This is a genomic window from Paenibacillus albidus, from assembly GCF_014644435.1.
GTDB lineage: Bacteria > Bacillota > Bacilli > Paenibacillales > Paenibacillaceae > Paenibacillus_AQ > Paenibacillus_AQ albidus.
On sequence record NZ_BMKR01000030.1, the window covers coordinates 34,290 to 51,571 of the forward strand.

Here is a 17,282-nt window from a genome sequence, read left to right on the forward strand (position 1 = left end):
AACGGCGCTGGAATTCGTCCGTTCCGGGCCCCCAGTTCTTTCAGCCTGTTTTCATTTTTTTGCAGTAAATGCCGATAATAGTACAGAGCCGTGTTACACAAATACGGCCGGGCGTCTTGCGAAGATACGCCAAACCCAAGCCACTAGAGCCAAAGGAGATTATTTGTACCATGAAAAAAATGCCAGTCCAGCTTGTTCTCGCCTTCATCCTTCTTGTCGCCGGTGTTTCCACCGGACAGTCCGCCGCCGGCGCAGCAGCCCCCAAAAATGCCGTCTACGTGGACAAAAATAATCACTCTTACATACCGCTGCGTTTTCTGACCGATTTTGCCGGTATCCGGTCAGAATGGTTCCCTGCCGAAAAACGCATCCAGCTTGAAAAGGCAGATGTGTCCATCTCGCTCACACTGGGCCAAACCACCGCTTCCGTCAACGGCAAAAAAGTAACCTTATCCCATCCTGCTTTCAGGGATAATGGAACCACATATGTACCGCTCTCATTAATCAGCCAATCTCTTGGGGTTAAGCTTACCTGGAACAAGGAGTCCTCTTCCCTGACGCTTGCTGATGGAGAGGCTGCAGCGACCTTGCCTGTACTTAACGGGACCTTGATTCAGCCTACTTCACCCGCTGTAGTCAGTGCGAACCAAACTTATAAGGTAGGCGGCAAATCCTTCCGGGTACAGACTGTTACCGTATCCCTGCTGCATCCGAAGGTTAATCTCGATGTCATTCTGGCCGGCAACACGGTCGGCAAAGTAGAGGCGCTGAACAGCCTGGCCAAACGCAGCGGCGCAGTGGCTGCTATTAATGGAACATTTTTTGATGCCTATACCAAAGGAAGCTACAAAGCCCCTTACGGTTATATTGTCAGCGGCGGCAAAATGCTCAAGAACAGCTCTGGCGACCGCCGGGCAATCTTAACCCTCGACCGCAATAATCTGGCGGATATTATTCCCGGCCTTGACTTTACCAAGCATTTCAATGCAGGCGCCATTGAAAGCGGACTGCAGGCTGGTCCCCGTCTCCTCGTGAACGGCAAAGTCTCGCTGAACGTAACGGCTGAGGGCTTCAAGGACCCCAAAATCCTCACCGGCGGAGGTTCCCGGAGCGCACTTGGTCTGACGCGCGACCACAAGCTGATTCTGCTGACCTCGGGCGGAGCCACAATTCCGCAGCTGGCGGGAATCATGAAGCAGGCCGGCGCATACCAGGCCATGAACCTGGATGGCGGCGCATCCAGCGGCCTTTATTACAACGGCAAATATCTGACCGCTCCGGGACGCCTGATCAGCAATGCGATTGTAGTCAAGACGCAATAATGCTCCCCTGCATGCAAATCGCCGGAAACCCTTGGATGTGTCTTGCTCATCCAGAGGTTTCCGGCGTTTTTTCACCCCGTTTTTGATTTTTTCGTTTTGCATGATTTTCCCTGGCCGTGTTACTGTATAACAGGTAAAGGAGTGGTGACATGGAGACAATTCTGATTATCGAGGATGACGCCAAGCTGGCCGGCCTGCTCAGCGCATACCTCTCCAAATATGATTTCCGGACCCTCATTGTGGAGGATTTCAACACTGTCCTGGAAACGTTTGAAGAAAGCTCAGCGGATCTGGTGCTGCTGGATGTAAATCTCCCCAGGTACGACGGCTTTTATTGGTGCCGCCAGATTCGCAAGACTTCGCTGTGCCCCATCCTGTTTATTTCGGCCAGAGACAGCGGAATGGACCAGGTAATGGCGCTGGAGAACGGCGGAGACGATTATATCACCAAGCCTTTTCACTACGAGGTGGTGCTGGCCAAAATCCGCAGCCATCTGCGCAGGGCTTACGGCTCTTACGCCCAAACCCAGGAAGAGCGCAAGCTGCATGCCGGCGGCCTGACTCTTTATCCGGAACGGTACGTCATTCAATATGAAGGGCAGACAACAGAGCTTACCCAAAAGGAAACCATCCTGCTGGAGGCCCTGCTGCTGAAGGAAGGGCGTGTCGTTTCACGCGAGCGCCTGCTGGATCTGATGTGGGAGGACCAGCATTTCATTGATGACAACACCTTGAACGTCTACATCACCCGGGTCCGCAAGAAGCTCAAGGATCTGGGACACGGTGACAAGATAGAGACGGTAAGAGGCGCCGGCTACCGGTTCAGCATTTCCGGTGACCTGCTATGAAGTTGTTCCTGAAGGAACAGCTTCCGCTGCTGCTCCTTTACTTGGTGCAGATGCTGCTGATCCCGGTGCTGTATTGGCTCTCCGGCGAATCCAGGCCGTTCTCGATTGTGTTGTACGGGATATCCATAAGCAGCGTAGTTCTTATCCTTTATTTGGGATACCGGTATGTAGAGCACCGCAAATTATATACAGCACTGAGCCATCCCCCTTCAGGAAACGGGGAATATCTCTATTCTCTCGGGAACGCGCCGCTTCCCGAAGCGGTGCATGAGTTTCTGGAGCTCATTGACCGCCAGCACCGGGAGCAGCTGAACACACATGTTCATACGATGGATCAGCATATTGTATTCATTAACCGCTGGGTTCACCAGATGAAGACTCCGCTGTCCGTAATTCAGCTAACGCTGCAGGAACTCGACGATGAAGTGGCCGGAAGCATTCAGGAGGAGCTGGAGCGGCTGCGGAAAGGGCTGGAAATGGTCATCTATACTTCCAGACTGGACCGGTTCGAGAACGACTTCCAGGTCCAGTTGCTTTCACTGCGCCAGGCGGTCAGTGAAGCGGTCTCCGAGAACCGCAGGCTTTTCATCCGCCGGGGAATTCTTGCGGACATTCAGGTCGATGCAGGATGGGTTGTGTACAGTGATGCCAAGTGGCTGATGTTCATGCTGACCCAAATTCTGACCAATGCCGTGAACTATACCTCCGGCACCGGCAAGTCGGTTACTATCACGGCGCAGAAGCTGGGTAGCGATACGATTCTGAGCATCACTGATCAGGGCATAGGCATTTCTTCCGAGGATTTAAGGCGGGTCTTCAATCCCTATTTCACCGGTGAGCGCGGACGCCAGTATCACGAATCAACCGGTATGGGTCTGTACCTTGTGCGTGAGATTTGTTCCCGGCTCGGACACAAGGTGGAGCTGCAGTCCCGGGCGGGAGAAGGGACATCCGTGCACCTTACCTTTTCCAGCAACAGTCAGCAGAATTAATAACCCCTGGAGGGTGCCGTGAGCCATATCTATGGCCCGGTGCCCTCTTTTTGTCGTTAAAAATTTTATTCGCTCTAATGTGAACGGAAGAATAAGGAATAGCAAGCCAGGGGATAATACCTCCACAACTGCCATATTGCAGCAATGAGGAGGTGCCTACATGAATAAAAAATCATCTGCCCAAGGCCCTGGACAGGACGCTCCCACCCATTCCGTACCTGCCCCGCAGCCGCTCAGCGTTTCCCTCGAAGCCAATGTGCAGGAAATCAGCAAACGAATCGGTGAAAGCTCCGATGTGGTCTTTCGCCATTTCACCAATGAATCACTCAGCTCATCGCCTCTTGCTTTTATCTATATTGACGGGCTGGTGAATAGCGAAATGGTCAACCAGACCGTGTTACAGCCGCTAATGGAGACTGTAGTTCCGAAGATCCCGGATATCACGGCCACGGATGCCTATAACCTGGTCAAGGATCAAATGCTACCGATAGGGAGTGTCAAAGAAGGCAAAACCCTGGAGAGCTTGCTCGGCATGTTGTTTGACGGATACACACTGATCCTGTTCAACGGGATGACAACAGCACTGGCTGCCGACACCGCGGGCTGGGAGAAGAGAAGTATTAATGAGCCCACCTCCCAAGGGGTTATTCGCGGTCCCAAGGAAGGTTTCACTGAAAACCTGCGCACCGGCACTGCCATGCTGCGGCGCAGATTGAAGACCAGCGACCTGCGGATTGAAGAGTATAAAATCGGAGAACGGACGCAGACCGGCGTTGCCCTGGTCTATTTGGAGGGAATTGCGAGTGCAGAGGTACTGAAAGAGATCCGCCGCAGGCTGAACGCCATCCAAACGGACAGTATTCTGGAGAGCAACTATATCGAGGAGTTCATTCAGGACGGCGGGCTGACCCCTTTTCCCACCATTCAAAATACCGAACGGCCCGATGCGTTGGCCGGCGGCATTCTTGAAGGGCAGGTTGGGATCATCATTGACGGCACCCCTTTTGCCTTACTCGCTCCCTCGACCTTTTTTAACTTTTTCCAGTCCAGCGAGGATTACTATCAGCGTTATGATATTTCCTCATTTTTACGTTTGATCCGCTATTCCGCTTTTTTTGTGTCCATGCTGCTTCCAGCCTTGTATATTGCTGTCACTACGTTCCACCAGGAAATGCTGCCCACCACTCTGCTGGTCAGTCTGGCCGCACAGCGTGAAGGCGTGCCCTTTCCCGCATTGGCTGAAGCGCTGCTGATGGAGCTGACCTTTGATGTACTACGGGAGGCCGGAGTTCGCATGCCGCGCACTATTGGTCCGGCGATCTCCATTGTCGGGGCGCTGGTTCTGGGCCAGTCTGCCGTACAGGCTGGTCTCGTATCCGCTGCCATGGTCATCGTGGTATCTTTCACCGCGATCTCCAATTTCGTGATTCCATCACTGGCCATCGCCAACTCCATTCGCCTCATCCGTTTTATCATGATGCTGATCGCCGCTACTCTGGGATTATTCGGCATTATGTCCTTCCTGATGGTGCTGCTGATTCATATGGCTGGCCTGCGTTCGTTTGGTGTACCTTATCTGTCGCCTGTGGCGCCGATGACTCCGCGGTATCTCAAGGATATTTTTATCCGCGTGCCGTTATGGGATATGACCATCCGCCCAAAGACCAATTTGGGCAAGGAGACCCGGAGACAAGGCAAGCATCAAAAACCCGAGCCGGCGAAAAAGCTGCAAAAACCGGAGGGGGAGAATACACCATGAATGGAAAGATCGGAACCACACAGGCAGCCATGCTGGTAGTGACCACTGTGCTGCCTACAGCCATCGTCATTCTCCCGCAGATCATCGGGGAGTATGTGGAGCAGGATTCAGTTATTGCGATTATTCCCCCTACTCTGGCGGGATTAGGCATAGCTTTCGTGATTGGCAGTGTAATCCGGTTCAGCAACGGGGCTCCCTTCCTGGACTGGATCAGGGAAAAAAGCTCGCCCGTCATCTCGGTCCTGCTCGGCCTGCTGCTGTTGTTGTTTTATTTGGATACCTCCTCCACTATTCTGCGTGAATTCGTCAATTTCGTGAAGGACAATGTGCTGCTTAAAACGCCGGTCGCTGTCATTGCCACCTTGATTCTGCTGATTTCCATATATATGGTACGAAAGGGAATCGAGGTCATGGCCAGAGTGAACAGCCTGGTGATTCTCCTGTTTCTGTTCTTCGTGCCGCTCTATCTAAGCGGGCTATGGGGGGAGATGAATATCCACCGTCTACTTCCGCTGTTCGATCATTCCGCTGCTTCGTTACTGCTGGCCAGCCTGACCCCTTCCACATGGATGTCGGAGGTGGCTGTACTGCTTTTCCTGGCCCCTTATTTGCGGTCCCCGCAGAAAGCGCGCCTGATCGGGTATCTGGGTCTCTTATTCGTCTCTTTAATGATGCTGTTCTCCATCATTACAATCCTGATGGTGCTGGGACCGCAGTATATCAAGCTTACAACATATCCGGGATTCTCAGCGGCCAGCATTATTCAGATTGGGCGGTTTATCGAGAATCTCGACGTTTTATTTATCTCCTATTGGGTGATGGCCATCTATCTGAAGTTCGCCATTTTCCTGTTCGCTACCGTAGAGTGCTTTAAGCAGACTTTCCGTGTCAGCAGCAGCAGGCCTTTCATTGCTGCGCTGGGGCTGGTTATTGTCATGGAATGCCTTTATACCTGGAAAGACCAGGCTGAGCTTAACCTTTATAACAAGGAAGGGCGGTTTCTGGTCTTTATACTGTTCAATGCGATTCTCCCGCTGGCTGTTCTGCTGGTGGTCAAGCTCCGCCGGAGCAGGCACAAGAGAAAGGAGTGTGAGACATGAACCTGCGAAAGCTGTTGAATACAAAACTGCTCTGCAGTGTGTTATGCCTTCCGTTATGTACAAGCCTCTTATCCGGCTGCTGGGATGCCCGCGAGCTCAGTGAGCTGGGAATCACCTCAGGCTCGGCCTACGATTGGGAAGACAATCAATGGAAGGCTACCTATCAGATCATCAATCCCTCTTCAGGATCCAGCAGCATGGGCGGCAGCGGAGGCGGCAGCACAAGCTCACCTCCGTTCATCACCTTTACGGTTAAAGGAAAAACAATTATGGAAGCCATTCAGAAATCAAACCTGACCAGCATCCGGGAAATGTTCCCCTCTCATTCGAGGGTTACCGTGATTGGAGACCGGCTCGCAAAAAGGGGAATCAACCCGCTCCTTGATATTTTTCTGCGGAAGCAGGATGCCCGGGAGACCGTCTACGTCTTTATCCATTCAGGCGATGCCGGGGACGTTCTTGATCAGCTGATGCAGCTTACCAAAAATCAGGGAGCCGGCATCCAGCTCATGATAGAACAGGAATCCAAGCTGCTCTCCTATTATCCCGGTATCCGGATGTTTGAGCTGGCCATGAACCTGGCCTCGGAATCCGGATGCGCAGCCGTTCCCGAACTAATGCTGACCGATTCCAAAATTATGGATGAAACCAGCGAGACCGGACAGACGAACCTGCCTTCAAGGCTGGCTCTCGGCCGGCTTGGCGTGCTGAAGGGCGATAAGATGGTGGGCTGGTTATCGCAGAAGGAGGCCTTTGGCTTGTCTTTTTTAACCAATACTATAAAGTCTGCCATGATCCCGTTCGCCTCCCGGCCCCAAATCAGCGAGCAGCTTGACAGCAGTTATATGATCCAGAAATCAACCACTATCGTTCAGCCGAGATGGGCCAGGGACCACTTCATCATGGACATCCATATTAAGGGGAGCGGCGTAATCCACGAGATTGGAAGCAAAGTGGATCTGAATAACCAGGCTGCCCTCGCGGAGATGGAAACATCCATAGAGAACAACATTCTGGAGGTTGTCGAGCAGTCGTGGAAGTCGGTGAAGAAGCTGAATGCCGATGTTACAGGGTTTGCCGTCAGGATTCACAGAAGCGACAAAAAAAGATGGAGGAGCATCCGGCAGGACAAAAACTGGGATACGGTCTTCCAGAATATTGAGATCCGGCCGCATGTTCATATGGATATAGAACGAACAGGGCTTAGCAGCAAATCCTTCAAGTCCATTCAGCAGGACTAAAGGAGAATACCCATGAAATTCGCTGTCATTCTGGCACTATATGCCCTCGCGTTCTATATAGGCATCAAAATGCTGCGGGGAAACAAACGAAAGCAACATCGGCTGTGGTATGGCCTTATCCTGGCCTGGTGTGCCTACGTGCACCTGTGCGGTATAACGAACACCCCGCATCTTAGTGTTTCTACACTCTACCGCTTCCTTTTCGAGGATGCAGGAAGAGCTATTGTCCAGTGGTTGGGAGGATGAAATCCATGCAAAAAAAGGAACGGATATCTACTTTGCAGGTCATATTTATGACTATGCTGTTTGAGATTGGCAGCACCCCGTTGTTCCTGATTGGCGGCACAGTCAAGCAGGATTCATGGCTGGCCATGAGCATCGGCGCAGCAGCCGGTTTCCTGCTGCTGCTATTGCTGCTCTGGATTCAAAAGCATTCTTCCGGGCAAAATCTGATGAATATGCTCACTGCCCATTTCGGGCGTTTCTCCGGGTCCCTTCTAGGCGGTATCTATTGCCTGTATTTCGCCTATCAGTCGATGCGTAATGTGCGTGACCTCGGCGAATTAACTGCAATGACTCTGCTCCCGAGGACTCCGGTCTCCCTTACCATGCTGCTGTTTGTGCTGATTGCCTTGTATGCCATCTGGAAGGGCACGGAGGTTATCTTCCGGCTGCCCGAAATCCTGCTGCCCTTAGTGCTGTTCTTTTATGGTGTGATTGTGCTCCTGCTGGGCATTATGGGGGCTATTGATCTTGGCAGGCTGTTGCCCGTCTTTGAAAGCAGTCCCGGAATGCTGGTACAAACGGCCCTGCCGGATATTTTATCGTTTCCCTTCGGCCAAATGATTGTATTCCTGATGCTGTGGAGCTTATGGGACAAACCCGGGGTGCCCTACAAGCAATCGCTGGTTGCTTATGCGCTCATCAGTCTCTTTTTAATCTTCATGAACATTGTTAATATGGCTGTGCTTGGCCCAACGATAGCCGGGATCAGCCAGCTGCCCCTGCTTAAGGTGGTACGGACCTTGTCCAATCTGAAATTCATTGAACGGCTCGACATTCTCGTCACTATTCAGCTCTTCATCGGGCTGCTGATCAAGATGATGCTCTTTTTTCTTTGTGCGGTTAAAGGAATAAGTGTGCTGACCGGCAAGCGGGAGCAATGGTGGGTATTTCCCGTAGGTGCCGTCATCTATGGAACTTCTTTTCTGGCGCGTAATTATACGGAGCATATCGCCATTGGGCTTGGGCCGAGTCTCAAAATTGACCCCTTGTTCCAGGTGGCTGTTCCGCTGCTGCTAGCGTTCTCCATCCTGCTGCGCCGCACCAACAAGCGCTCCTCTCCGCAAAAGCGAACGTAATCTTAAACACACTGTAAGGTAACTTTAAGGTAAATACATAGCGCAGCCCCCTCTCCATCCTGTACATTGGAAACAGGATTACAACACCCAGGAACGAAAGGGTGACTCCAGTTTCCCACAGGAAAGGATTGAACCGAATGAACGTATTGGAAGTCAAAGCACTGAATAAAGTCTATGCGGGCAAAGTGCATACGCAGGCCCTTACCGATATCCATCTCAGCATTGAAAGCGGTGAATTTGTAGGCATTATGGGCCCCTCCGGCAGCGGCAAAACCACACTGCTGAATATGGTATCCACCATTGACCAGCCCTCATCGGGCGAAGTTCTGATTAATGGCAGCAACCCCTATCTAATGAATAAGAAAGAACTCGCCCTGTTCCGCCGCAAACAGCTAGGTTTTGTCTTTCAAGACTTTAATCTGCTGGAGACTTTAACCGTAGCCGAGAATATTGTCCTGCCTTTGACGCTCGACAACCGCAAGCTCAGCGAGATGGAAACCCTGCTGGAGAGCGTGGCCGGACAGCTGGGCATTACGGACATCCTGAACAAACGCACCTATGAAATTTCGGGCGGTCAACGGCAGCGGACAGCCATCGCCCGGGCGATTATCACCTCGCCCGCCATGATTCTGGCCGACGAGCCAACCGGCGCGCTTGATTCGAATTCCTCGCGGATCGTAATGGAATCCCTGGAAGAGATCAACCGCCAGGCAGGTGCTACGCTTATGCTGGTAACCCATGATCCGCTGGCGGCAAGCTACTGCAACCGGATCGTCTTCATCAAGGATGGCAAACTGGCCGCCGAGATCCACCGTGGCGATAACCGCCAGGCATTCTTCCAGAAGATTATCGATACACTATCGTTCTGGGGAGGGAATAGCCATGAACTTTCCTCAATTCGCGTTTAACAATGTGCGCCGGAACGCGCGGGCGTATATCGCCTATTTTTTGAGCAGCTCCTTTATGGTCATGATCTTTTTCGCCTATTCCGTCTTTATCTATCATCCGGGAGTGGCGAACAGTGAGATGGGGCCAAGCTCGGCCACCAGCATGCAGATTGCGGCTTTCATCGTTTATATATTCGCTTTCTTCTTTGTGCTGTATTCGATCAGCTCGTTTCTGAAGTCCCGTAATCTGGAGTTTGGGCTCCTGACCATTCTGGGCGCACGCCCCGGGCAGATCAACAAGCTGATTTTTATGGAAAATATGCTGATTGGCTTCTTCGCTATCGTAACCGGACTTGCCGGAGGCATGCTGCTGTCCAAGCTGTTCCTGCTGCTCAGCACCCGGGTCATCGGTATTGACGATCTGCCTTTTTATTGGCCGGTTAAAGCCATACTCATTACTTCCATTTCCTTCATCAGCCTTTTCCTGGTGATTTCGATCTTCACCTTGCTGTTCATCCGCAAGAACAGGGTGCTGGAGCTGCTGCAGGGCAATGCCAAACCCAAAAAGCAGCCAAAAGCTTCTATTCTCCTGACTTTGCTGGGCACCGCACTACTGGCGACCGGATTCTTTACTCTGCAGATAGAGATAGGCTCGCCGACGGTTTTACTAGTAGCCGCCATAACAGGGATAGCCGGCACGTATTTCTTCTACTCCCAGCTGTCGGTGTTCATCGTCCGTCTCCTGCAGCGCAGCCGTAAATCCACCTGGCGCGGTACCCGCCTGCTCTGGATTTCGGAGATGAGCTACAAATTACGCGACAACTCACGGATTCTGTTCATGATCACGGTCGTGACTGCACTAGCCAGCATGGGGGCCGGGGTGGTATTGTCTCTGAATCAGGCCGGGCGGGACGTCTACCACGAAAACCCTTTTTCGGTTAACATGACGTATTACCAGACTCCTGACTCGAAGACAGAACTCAACAGGATTCATCAGGAGCTGGAGCAGGCCGGTGTCGAATATACTGAAATCCGCATCGATACCCTGTACAGCTCCGCCGTGACCGGCGATGGCAAGGAGCATACCCTGCGTCTTATGGGCCTGCAGCAATTCAACAAGCTCGCTTCCTCCCTGGGTCTGAAAGAAGACAACAAGCTGGGCCGGAACGAAGCGATCTTGATTGACTCCGAAGCGATCTTCATTGACTCCAAGGAGCAAGTCGCTGCCGATTATGTGGTCAATGGCATGGTCACTCTGAAGGAGCAAAGCGCAGCGGCACTTACTGTCAAGGAGTCTCTGGAAACCGATGCCTTTGCTTTCTTTCAGAGCTCCGCTCCGATTCTGGTAGTTCCGGAGCCTTGGATGGACACGGTACAGACTGCACTTGCTGCCGAATCCGAAGCCAATGCTTCACCGATGATCGAATATGCGTACAAAGTGCCCGCCTGGGATACGGGCGCACTGCCCAAAGCTGACAGTCCGGAAGCCATTGCCGGGGCTAATCTCGGAAAATGGAATGCGGAGATGAGCAAAAAAAGCGAGACGCCGTTTTTCCTCACCACACGGGCCAATACGTATATGCTTCTTAAACAAAGTACAGCCATGATCAGCTTCGTCAGTATTTTTGTGGCTTTGATCTTCTCCGTGTCCTCGGCAAGCTTTCTGTACTTCAAGCTTCACAGCGAGCTGACTGCGGACATCCGGATGTATCGCGCTTTATCCAAAATCGGGCTCAGCACACGGGAAATGTCAGCTACAGCAACGAAACAGATCGCCGTCCTGTTCTATATCCCAGTCTTTGTCTCGGCCCTTCAGAGTTATGTAGTGGTCCGCCCGGTCATGTCGTCTCTGGTGAATACAGGTGTAGGCAGCTCCGTGCTGGTCACATTCGCCGCCTACTTGGTTCTGCAAAGCGTATTCTTCCTGATTGTTAAATCGCGTTATATTTGGAGTCTCAAAAAAATGATGGTGTAATCCATGCCTTTTATGAAGAGGAAAGAGGCGTTCGTATTCGCAGGGAAATCTGCGGCTGCGAATGTCTTCTTTGCTTTAAATTTAAAACTTTGAATACGAGTATGCTATACTAAACTCCAAGCAATCCATCTACAAAAAACTTATAGTATGCTATAAAATAACCTTACAGAGGAGTTTTTTAGTGAATAAGGAACAGATCCTCACTCGCAATCATGTGAAGGTAACAGGTAAAGGAACACAGCATATTATTTTTGCCCATGGATTCGGCTGTGACCAGAACATGTGGCGTTATGTGTCCCCGGCCTTTGAAGATAACTATAAGGTTGTTTTATTTGATTTCGTCGGTTCAGGCAAGTCCGATCTCCGGGCTTACGACCCTGATCGTTACAGTGATCTTCACGGCTACGCACAGGATGTGCTGGATATATGCGAAGCCCTCGACATACAAGATGCCATCTTTGTCGGTCATTCCGTAGGGGCTATGATCGGTATCCTTGCTTCCATCCGCAACGCCGTTCATTTCGACCAGCTTATTCTCATCGGACCTTCCCCTTGCTACATTAATGATCTCCCTGATTATATAGGCGGTTTCGAACAGGAAGATATGGCGGCCTTGTTTGAATTAATGGATCTCAACTATCAGGGATGGGCCAATTATCTCGCCCCCGTGGTCATGGGCAATCCTGAGCGGCCCGGATTGGCCCGCGAGCTGGAAGAAAACTTCTGTGCTACGGACCCCAAAATTGCCCGGCGGTTCGCCAAAGCAACCTTTCTGTCTGATTACAGAGATGTGCTGCCAAAGGTCACGGTTCCTTCGCTTATTCTTTTATGCGCTGAAGACATGATCGCACCGCTTGAGGTGGGAGCTTATGTCCATCATAAGATTCCCGGCAGCAGGCTTCAGCTGATGGATGCGACAGGCCATTGTCCCCATGTCAGTCATCCGGAGGAGACCATTCTGTTGATCACCGAACATTTGTCTCACACCCACCCAGTCACGGAAGTCCAGTAGAAGTATGGATAAACGAATAGATGAAGCCCCATGTGGTTACCTTTCTTTATCGCATAGCCGCGTTATCATAGACGTAAACTTAACGTTATGTTATTTGCTCGATTATGAAGTCAACCAGCTTCCGGGAATGCCGTTCGAGTCGATCTTAACCCGTGCCAGCCGGATTATTTTTCAAATTTACTTTGAACCCCTGATTAAGCTCCACGGGAAAGTGGAAGAGATGAATTTGCTGTTCAAAACCAGCAACGGCGATGAGGTGCCCATGCTTGTGAACCTGGGTGTCAGAGAACGGAATGGAGAACAGGTGTATGATTGTATTCTGATCCCCTTGAGACAGAGGATGGAGTATGAAAAACAGGTGCAAAAGGCCGAGCTTGCTTCCCGTAAAGCTAAAGATGAGCTGAGACAGATAAACCGGGCTGTGGAGGTGAAGCGGGAAGAATTGAACCTGCTGACCCATCTGGTGAATAACGTCAAGAAATTTGAAAAAAGCGGTCCAACTGAAGTATAAAAGAGTTGATCGTGCAGGAGGTTTGAATCTCATTGTCCAAAGCCGATCATATGCTGTCCATTCTCTGGATGCTTAAGCAGCGGAGAAGAACCGCCGGAGAACTTGCGGATGAACTGGAGATCAGCGTCCGCTCGGTATACCGTTATGTGGATGCGCTGTGTGCCAGCGGGGTTCCGGTCATGGCCGATGCCGGTTATGGCGGTGGCTACAGCCTGCCCGAGCATTTCAAGGAAACGCCCCTGTTCTTCGATGCCGGTGAACAGCAGGCCCTTGTGCAAGCCTCCACCTTTGCCCGGGGTACCGGCTATCCTTATGTTGCCGCTTTGGACCGGGCCATTGCCAAATTAAAGCGGTACAGCAATCCCGGGCAAGTGCTGCAGATGGAACGCCATGAACAAGGGATTGAAATGCTCCATACGCCGAATGCAGCCCAGGAGGATAACCTTCGCGAACTGGAAGCAGGGGCGGCGGGCGGCTTCACCCTGCAGATGGAATACAGCAAAGGCAATCATACAGCCCCTTCCCCGCGCGATGTTGATCCTTACGGGCTGGTCCTGTGGAAAGGCCAGTGGTATCTTGTCGCTTATTGCCGCCTGCGCGGGGAAATCCGCAGCTTCCGGGTGGACCGGATCAGCGGATTATGCCGTACCGGGACAAGCTTCGAGCGCCCTGCCGGATTCTCGGCCCGCGAATTCCTGCTGCGCAGCCTGCTTCCCGGCCAGGACCCTGCAACCCCCCTGATCCCCGTTGTCATTGAGGCTTCAGAGGGGGTCTTGAATGAACTATGCAGCCATTGGCTGTTCGGGCATACCCTGGCGGAGCGTGGACCAGGGAGGGCACGGTTCCTGCTGGATGAGGAATCCTTGCTAACTTATGTTCCCTATTTCCTGCTTCCTTATGGAACAGCGCTGCATATTCCGGAGCCTGCTGTCCTGAAGCAGCGTATGTCTGCCGTTGCGCTGAAAGTGGCGCAGCATTACACCTTATGAATATTCCGCAGATCACTGACCGCAACTGTCAGTGATCTTTTTGTATAGTAGAACTATGCCCGGGACCTGGACATTAAGGACAACTTTTAGGAGGCAAATATGGATGAAAGAGCTTAAATATGATTTCTACGTTGGCGGAACACCGGAACAAGTATGGGAGAGCCTCATCTCTCCGGAGATGGTGAAGCAGATCTATTATGGGAGCGTCATCCGCTCCAGCTTCCAGATCGGTGAGCGGTTCGAATATGTCGGCCCCGGTGCCGAAGGCCCGGAAACGCTCCATGTCTTCGGCACCTTACTGGAGCTTACTCCGCAAAAGGCGCTGCGGTTTACACATAAGGTAGGCCCTTCATACCTTAAAGGCGGAGAAAACCACGAGTCCCGCATCTCCTGGCTGCTGGAGCCAGTCGGAGGCTGCACGAAGCTCACGCTGCTCCATGATGAATGGCACCCTGACGACCCCTCTTATGGTCCCAGCGACAACGCCTGGCCACAAATAATGAGCAACATTAAAACCTTGGTGGAGACCGGGCGCACTCTGGATTTCGGCAGCTTTTGAGCTAGCAGGATAACTCCAATTCCGGTTGCACAGCTGATACTAAACTGGAACAGTACCCCTTTGGGGAATCGGATTACCCGGTTCCCCAAAGGGCTTTTGGTATGTCCGTTTTTGTTTTGCCCTGCGGAAACTTTTTTGTTGCAAGGACAAAGTTATATACGTATACTACTATTGTGGCTAACTACAACAGAGGGCTTGATTTATCATATAAAACGTATGAACGCATAGATGAAAAGGGGGAGCCTGATGACTAAGCCGATACTTATTCCATTGTCAGAAGCGGAGAATGGCAGCCGCTTACGCATCCGCAGCATTGAAGTGCAGGGTGTTCTGAGGAGAAGGCTGCTCGATCTCGGCTTTGTGGCCGGCAATGTGGTTGAAGTGCTCCGGCGCAGTCCGCTTGGAGACCCCACCGCTTTTCGGATCAGCAATACCACGATTGCCTTGCGCAGGGAAGAAAGCTCGTTGATTTTCGGAGAAAGGATTGGAGGTGCGCAGATATGACCCCTTATACTGTAGCTTTTGCAGGCAACCCCAACACGGGCAAAAGCACACTTTTCAACCTGCTGACCGGCATGCGCCAGCATACAGGAAACTGGGCCGGCAAGACGGTCATTACTGCGGAAGGCGAGTTCACCCATAACAACCGTTTGTACCGCGCCATTGATCTGCCCGGCACGTATTCGCTGTACTCCAACTCCGCCGATGAAGAGGCGGCCCGCGATTATATTATTTTTGAACAGCCCGATGTGACACTCGTGGTTCTTGACGCAACGTCGCTGGAGCGCAACCTCAATCTTGCCTTGCAGGTGCTGGAAATTACCGGACGGGCCGTGGTGTGCATCAACCTGATCGATGAAGCACACAAGCTTGGCATCGAAATTAACCTAGAGGCCATATCGGCAAGACTTGGTGTTCCAGTCGTCGCCATATCAGCCCGGAACAAAATCGGTATAGAAGCCCTGCTGGACCAGATCGAACGTGTTGCAAGCGGTACCTATACGGCAGAACCGCTGCATATTGCCTACAATGAGGAGATTGAGCGGGGAATTGCCCAGCTCCTGCCCATGGTCGAACAGACTGTAGGAAGAAGCTATCCTGCACGCTGGATTGCCCTGCGGCTGCTGGACGGTGATGAGAGCCTGATGGCTTCGCTTCAGAATAGAATGAACAGCCAAACCATCCCAGATCCAAAGGAGGCGGTCCGCCATGGAGTCACTGCCTGCCACTAAGGGGCCTGATGCACTTCAATCCCTGCTGTCGGCAGCCCAAAAGCTTGCAGATGGCGGCACTATCCGCGACGAGATTGTCAGCGGGATTTACGGTGTATCCGCAGAGATCTGCGCCGAAGCCGTCAGCTACCAGGACCGGAAGAAACTGAACAGCACTTATAAACTCGATAATATTGCCACCTCCCGAATCTGGGGTTTCCCGATCATGCTGGCGATCCTTGGTGTAGTCTTCTGGATCACCATCGCCGGGGCAAACTATCCTTCGAGCTGGCTGGCTTCCTTATTTGGCTTCATCGAAGGCTACCTGACGGCCGGCTTCACGGCCCTGCATGCCCCCGACTGGCTGCATGGGGTTCTGGTGCTTGGCTTATACCGGGGGACCTCCTGGGTGATCAGCGTCATGCTGCCGCCAATGATGATCTTCTTCCCCGTATTTGCGCTGCTGGAGAATTTCGGTTATCTGCCGCGGGTCGCTTTTAATATGGACCGGTTGTTCAAGAAATCGGGCGGGCACGGCAAGCAGGCCCTGACGATGTCCATGGGCTTCGGCTGCAATGCCGCCGCCATTCTCTCCACCCGAATTATTGAATCCCCCCGGGAACGGATGCTGGCGATTCTTACCAATAACTTTGTGCCGTGCAACGGACGCTGGCCAACACTGATTCTGCTGGCCTCGCTGTTCATGGCCGGCGGCGCTGCGACCGGCGCATTCCGTACACTTACCACGGCTGCCGTACTGATGGGAATGGTGCTGATCGGCATCATCGTGACCCTGTCAGTATCCTGGGTCCTATCCAAGACCGCGCTGCGCGGTGTTCCTACGCACTATACGCTGGAGCTCCCGCCCTACCGCCGTCCGCAAATCTGGAAGACGATTCTCATCTCGTCCAAAGACAAATCGCTTAATGTGCTTACCCGGGCTATCATCGTTGCTGCCCCTGCCGGAATTATCACCTGGATTCTGGGCAATGTGTTCATTGGCGGCGAAAGCGTTCTGAATCATATGGCTGCTTTTTTCGATCCGTTCGCCCACCTGCTGGGCATGGATGGCTTTATTATCATGGCGTTTATCCTAGGGCTGCCTGCGAACGAAATCGTGCTGCCGATCCTGCTGATGGGCTATATGTCTTCGGGTGCCATGGTTGACATCGACAGTCTGGGCAGCATCAAGGAGGTCTTCCTGAGCCATGGCTGGACGTGGCTGACCGCGCTCAATATGATGCTGTTCTCGCTGCTGCACTATCCATGCGGCACCACGCTCGTGAATATTTACAAGGAGACCAAAAGCCTGAAATGGTCCGTGCTCTCCGCTGTTATTCCGCTTGGCATCGCCATCGGTGTTACGTTTGCTGTCGCCCAGCTTGCCCAGTTGTTCGGGTGGGTATAAGTGAGGGTTAATCACCTTTGATAAATACAAGGCTGTCCCATGAGTAGATATTTCTACGAATGAGACAGCCTCTTTTTCGTGATATAGGGAGAGGTTATGTTGTGACC

The 17,282-nt window shown here is 52.2% G+C and carries 17 protein-coding genes; all 17 read left to right on the plus strand.

Going from position 1 to position 17,282, the window contains the following annotated elements:
- Positions 1 to 170: 170 nt before the first annotated feature.
- Positions 171 to 1,322 carry a phosphodiester glycosidase family protein gene (locus IEY53_RS25495; protein WP_189030002.1) on the plus strand — a complete coding sequence of 384 codons (1,152 nt, stop codon included), beginning with the start codon at positions 171 to 173 and terminating at the stop codon, positions 1,320 to 1,322.
- Between the two features lie 149 nt (positions 1,323 to 1,471).
- Positions 1,472 to 2,170 (plus strand): response regulator transcription factor, encoded by a 699-nt coding sequence (locus IEY53_RS25500; RefSeq protein ID WP_189030004.1) that lies wholly within the window; start codon positions 1,472 to 1,474, stop codon positions 2,168 to 2,170.
- Complete coding sequence (locus tag IEY53_RS25505) at positions 2,167 to 3,162, plus strand: sensor histidine kinase (protein ID WP_189030006.1); 996 nt, start codon at positions 2,167 to 2,169, stop codon at positions 3,160 to 3,162. Before IEY53_RS25500 ends, IEY53_RS25505 begins: the two co-directional genes overlap by 4 nt.
- 160 nt (positions 3,163 to 3,322) lie before the next feature.
- On the plus strand, positions 3,323 to 4,921 hold the full coding sequence (locus IEY53_RS25510; RefSeq protein WP_189030008.1) for a spore germination protein: 1,599 nt from the start codon (positions 3,323 to 3,325) through the stop codon (positions 4,919 to 4,921).
- Positions 4,918 to 6,021, plus strand: coding sequence for a GerAB/ArcD/ProY family transporter (locus IEY53_RS25515; protein WP_189030011.1), 1,104 nt, complete (start codon positions 4,918 to 4,920; stop codon positions 6,019 to 6,021). Before IEY53_RS25510 ends, IEY53_RS25515 begins: the two co-directional genes overlap by 4 nt.
- Entirely contained in the window at positions 6,018 to 7,262 is a 1,245-nt protein-coding gene (locus IEY53_RS25520; protein ID WP_189030013.1) for a Ger(x)C family spore germination protein, read from the plus strand. The genes IEY53_RS25515 and IEY53_RS25520 overlap by 4 nt, the downstream gene beginning before the upstream one ends.
- Before the next feature lie 12 nt (positions 7,263 to 7,274).
- Complete coding sequence (locus IEY53_RS25525; RefSeq protein WP_189030015.1) at positions 7,275 to 7,508, plus strand: hypothetical protein; 234 nt, start codon at positions 7,275 to 7,277, stop codon at positions 7,506 to 7,508.
- Positions 7,509 to 7,513: 5 nt separating this feature from the next.
- On the plus strand, positions 7,514 to 8,623 hold the full coding sequence (locus IEY53_RS25530; protein WP_189030016.1) for a GerAB/ArcD/ProY family transporter: 1,110 nt from the start codon (positions 7,514 to 7,516) through the stop codon (positions 8,621 to 8,623).
- 137 nt (positions 8,624 to 8,760) lie between these two features.
- Entirely contained in the window at positions 8,761 to 9,531 is a 771-nt protein-coding gene (locus IEY53_RS25535) for an ABC transporter ATP-binding protein (protein ID WP_189030018.1), read from the plus strand.
- Positions 9,506 to 11,485: an ABC transporter permease gene (locus IEY53_RS25540; protein WP_189030020.1), complete on the plus strand. Its 1,980-nt coding sequence runs from the start codon at positions 9,506 to 9,508 to the stop codon at positions 11,483 to 11,485. Before IEY53_RS25535 ends, IEY53_RS25540 begins: the two co-directional genes overlap by 26 nt.
- A gap of 181 nt (positions 11,486 to 11,666) precedes the next feature.
- Positions 11,667 to 12,497: an alpha/beta fold hydrolase gene (locus tag IEY53_RS25545; protein ID WP_189030022.1), complete on the plus strand. Its 831-nt coding sequence runs from the start codon at positions 11,667 to 11,669 to the stop codon at positions 12,495 to 12,497.
- A gap of 4 nt (positions 12,498 to 12,501) precedes the next feature.
- The gene (locus IEY53_RS25550) at positions 12,502 to 13,008 is read left to right on the plus strand and encodes a nitrogen regulation protein NR(II) (RefSeq protein WP_189030024.1); all 507 of its coding nucleotides are present in this window, start codon (positions 12,502 to 12,504) and stop codon (positions 13,006 to 13,008) included.
- Positions 13,009 to 13,040: 32 nt separating this feature from the next.
- The gene (locus IEY53_RS25555; protein ID WP_189030025.1) at positions 13,041 to 13,997 is read left to right on the plus strand and encodes a helix-turn-helix transcriptional regulator; all 957 of its coding nucleotides are present in this window, start codon (positions 13,041 to 13,043) and stop codon (positions 13,995 to 13,997) included.
- Between the two features lie 103 nt (positions 13,998 to 14,100).
- Positions 14,101 to 14,556, plus strand: coding sequence for an SRPBCC domain-containing protein (locus IEY53_RS25560; protein WP_189030027.1), 456 nt, complete (start codon positions 14,101 to 14,103; stop codon positions 14,554 to 14,556).
- A 246-nt stretch (positions 14,557 to 14,802) separates the two neighbouring features.
- Positions 14,803 to 15,060, plus strand: a complete 258-nt coding sequence (locus tag IEY53_RS25565) for a FeoA family protein (RefSeq protein WP_189030029.1) — start codon at positions 14,803 to 14,805, stop codon at positions 15,058 to 15,060.
- On the plus strand, positions 15,057 to 15,788 hold the full coding sequence (locus IEY53_RS25570) for a FeoB small GTPase domain-containing protein (RefSeq protein ID WP_189030031.1): 732 nt from the start codon (positions 15,057 to 15,059) through the stop codon (positions 15,786 to 15,788). The genes IEY53_RS25565 and IEY53_RS25570 overlap by 4 nt, the downstream gene beginning before the upstream one ends.
- Positions 15,766 to 17,175 (plus strand): nucleoside recognition domain-containing protein, encoded by a 1,410-nt coding sequence (locus IEY53_RS25575; RefSeq protein WP_189030033.1) that lies wholly within the window; start codon positions 15,766 to 15,768, stop codon positions 17,173 to 17,175. Before IEY53_RS25570 ends, IEY53_RS25575 begins: the two co-directional genes overlap by 23 nt.
- The last annotated feature ends 107 nt before the right edge of the window (positions 17,176 to 17,282 follow it).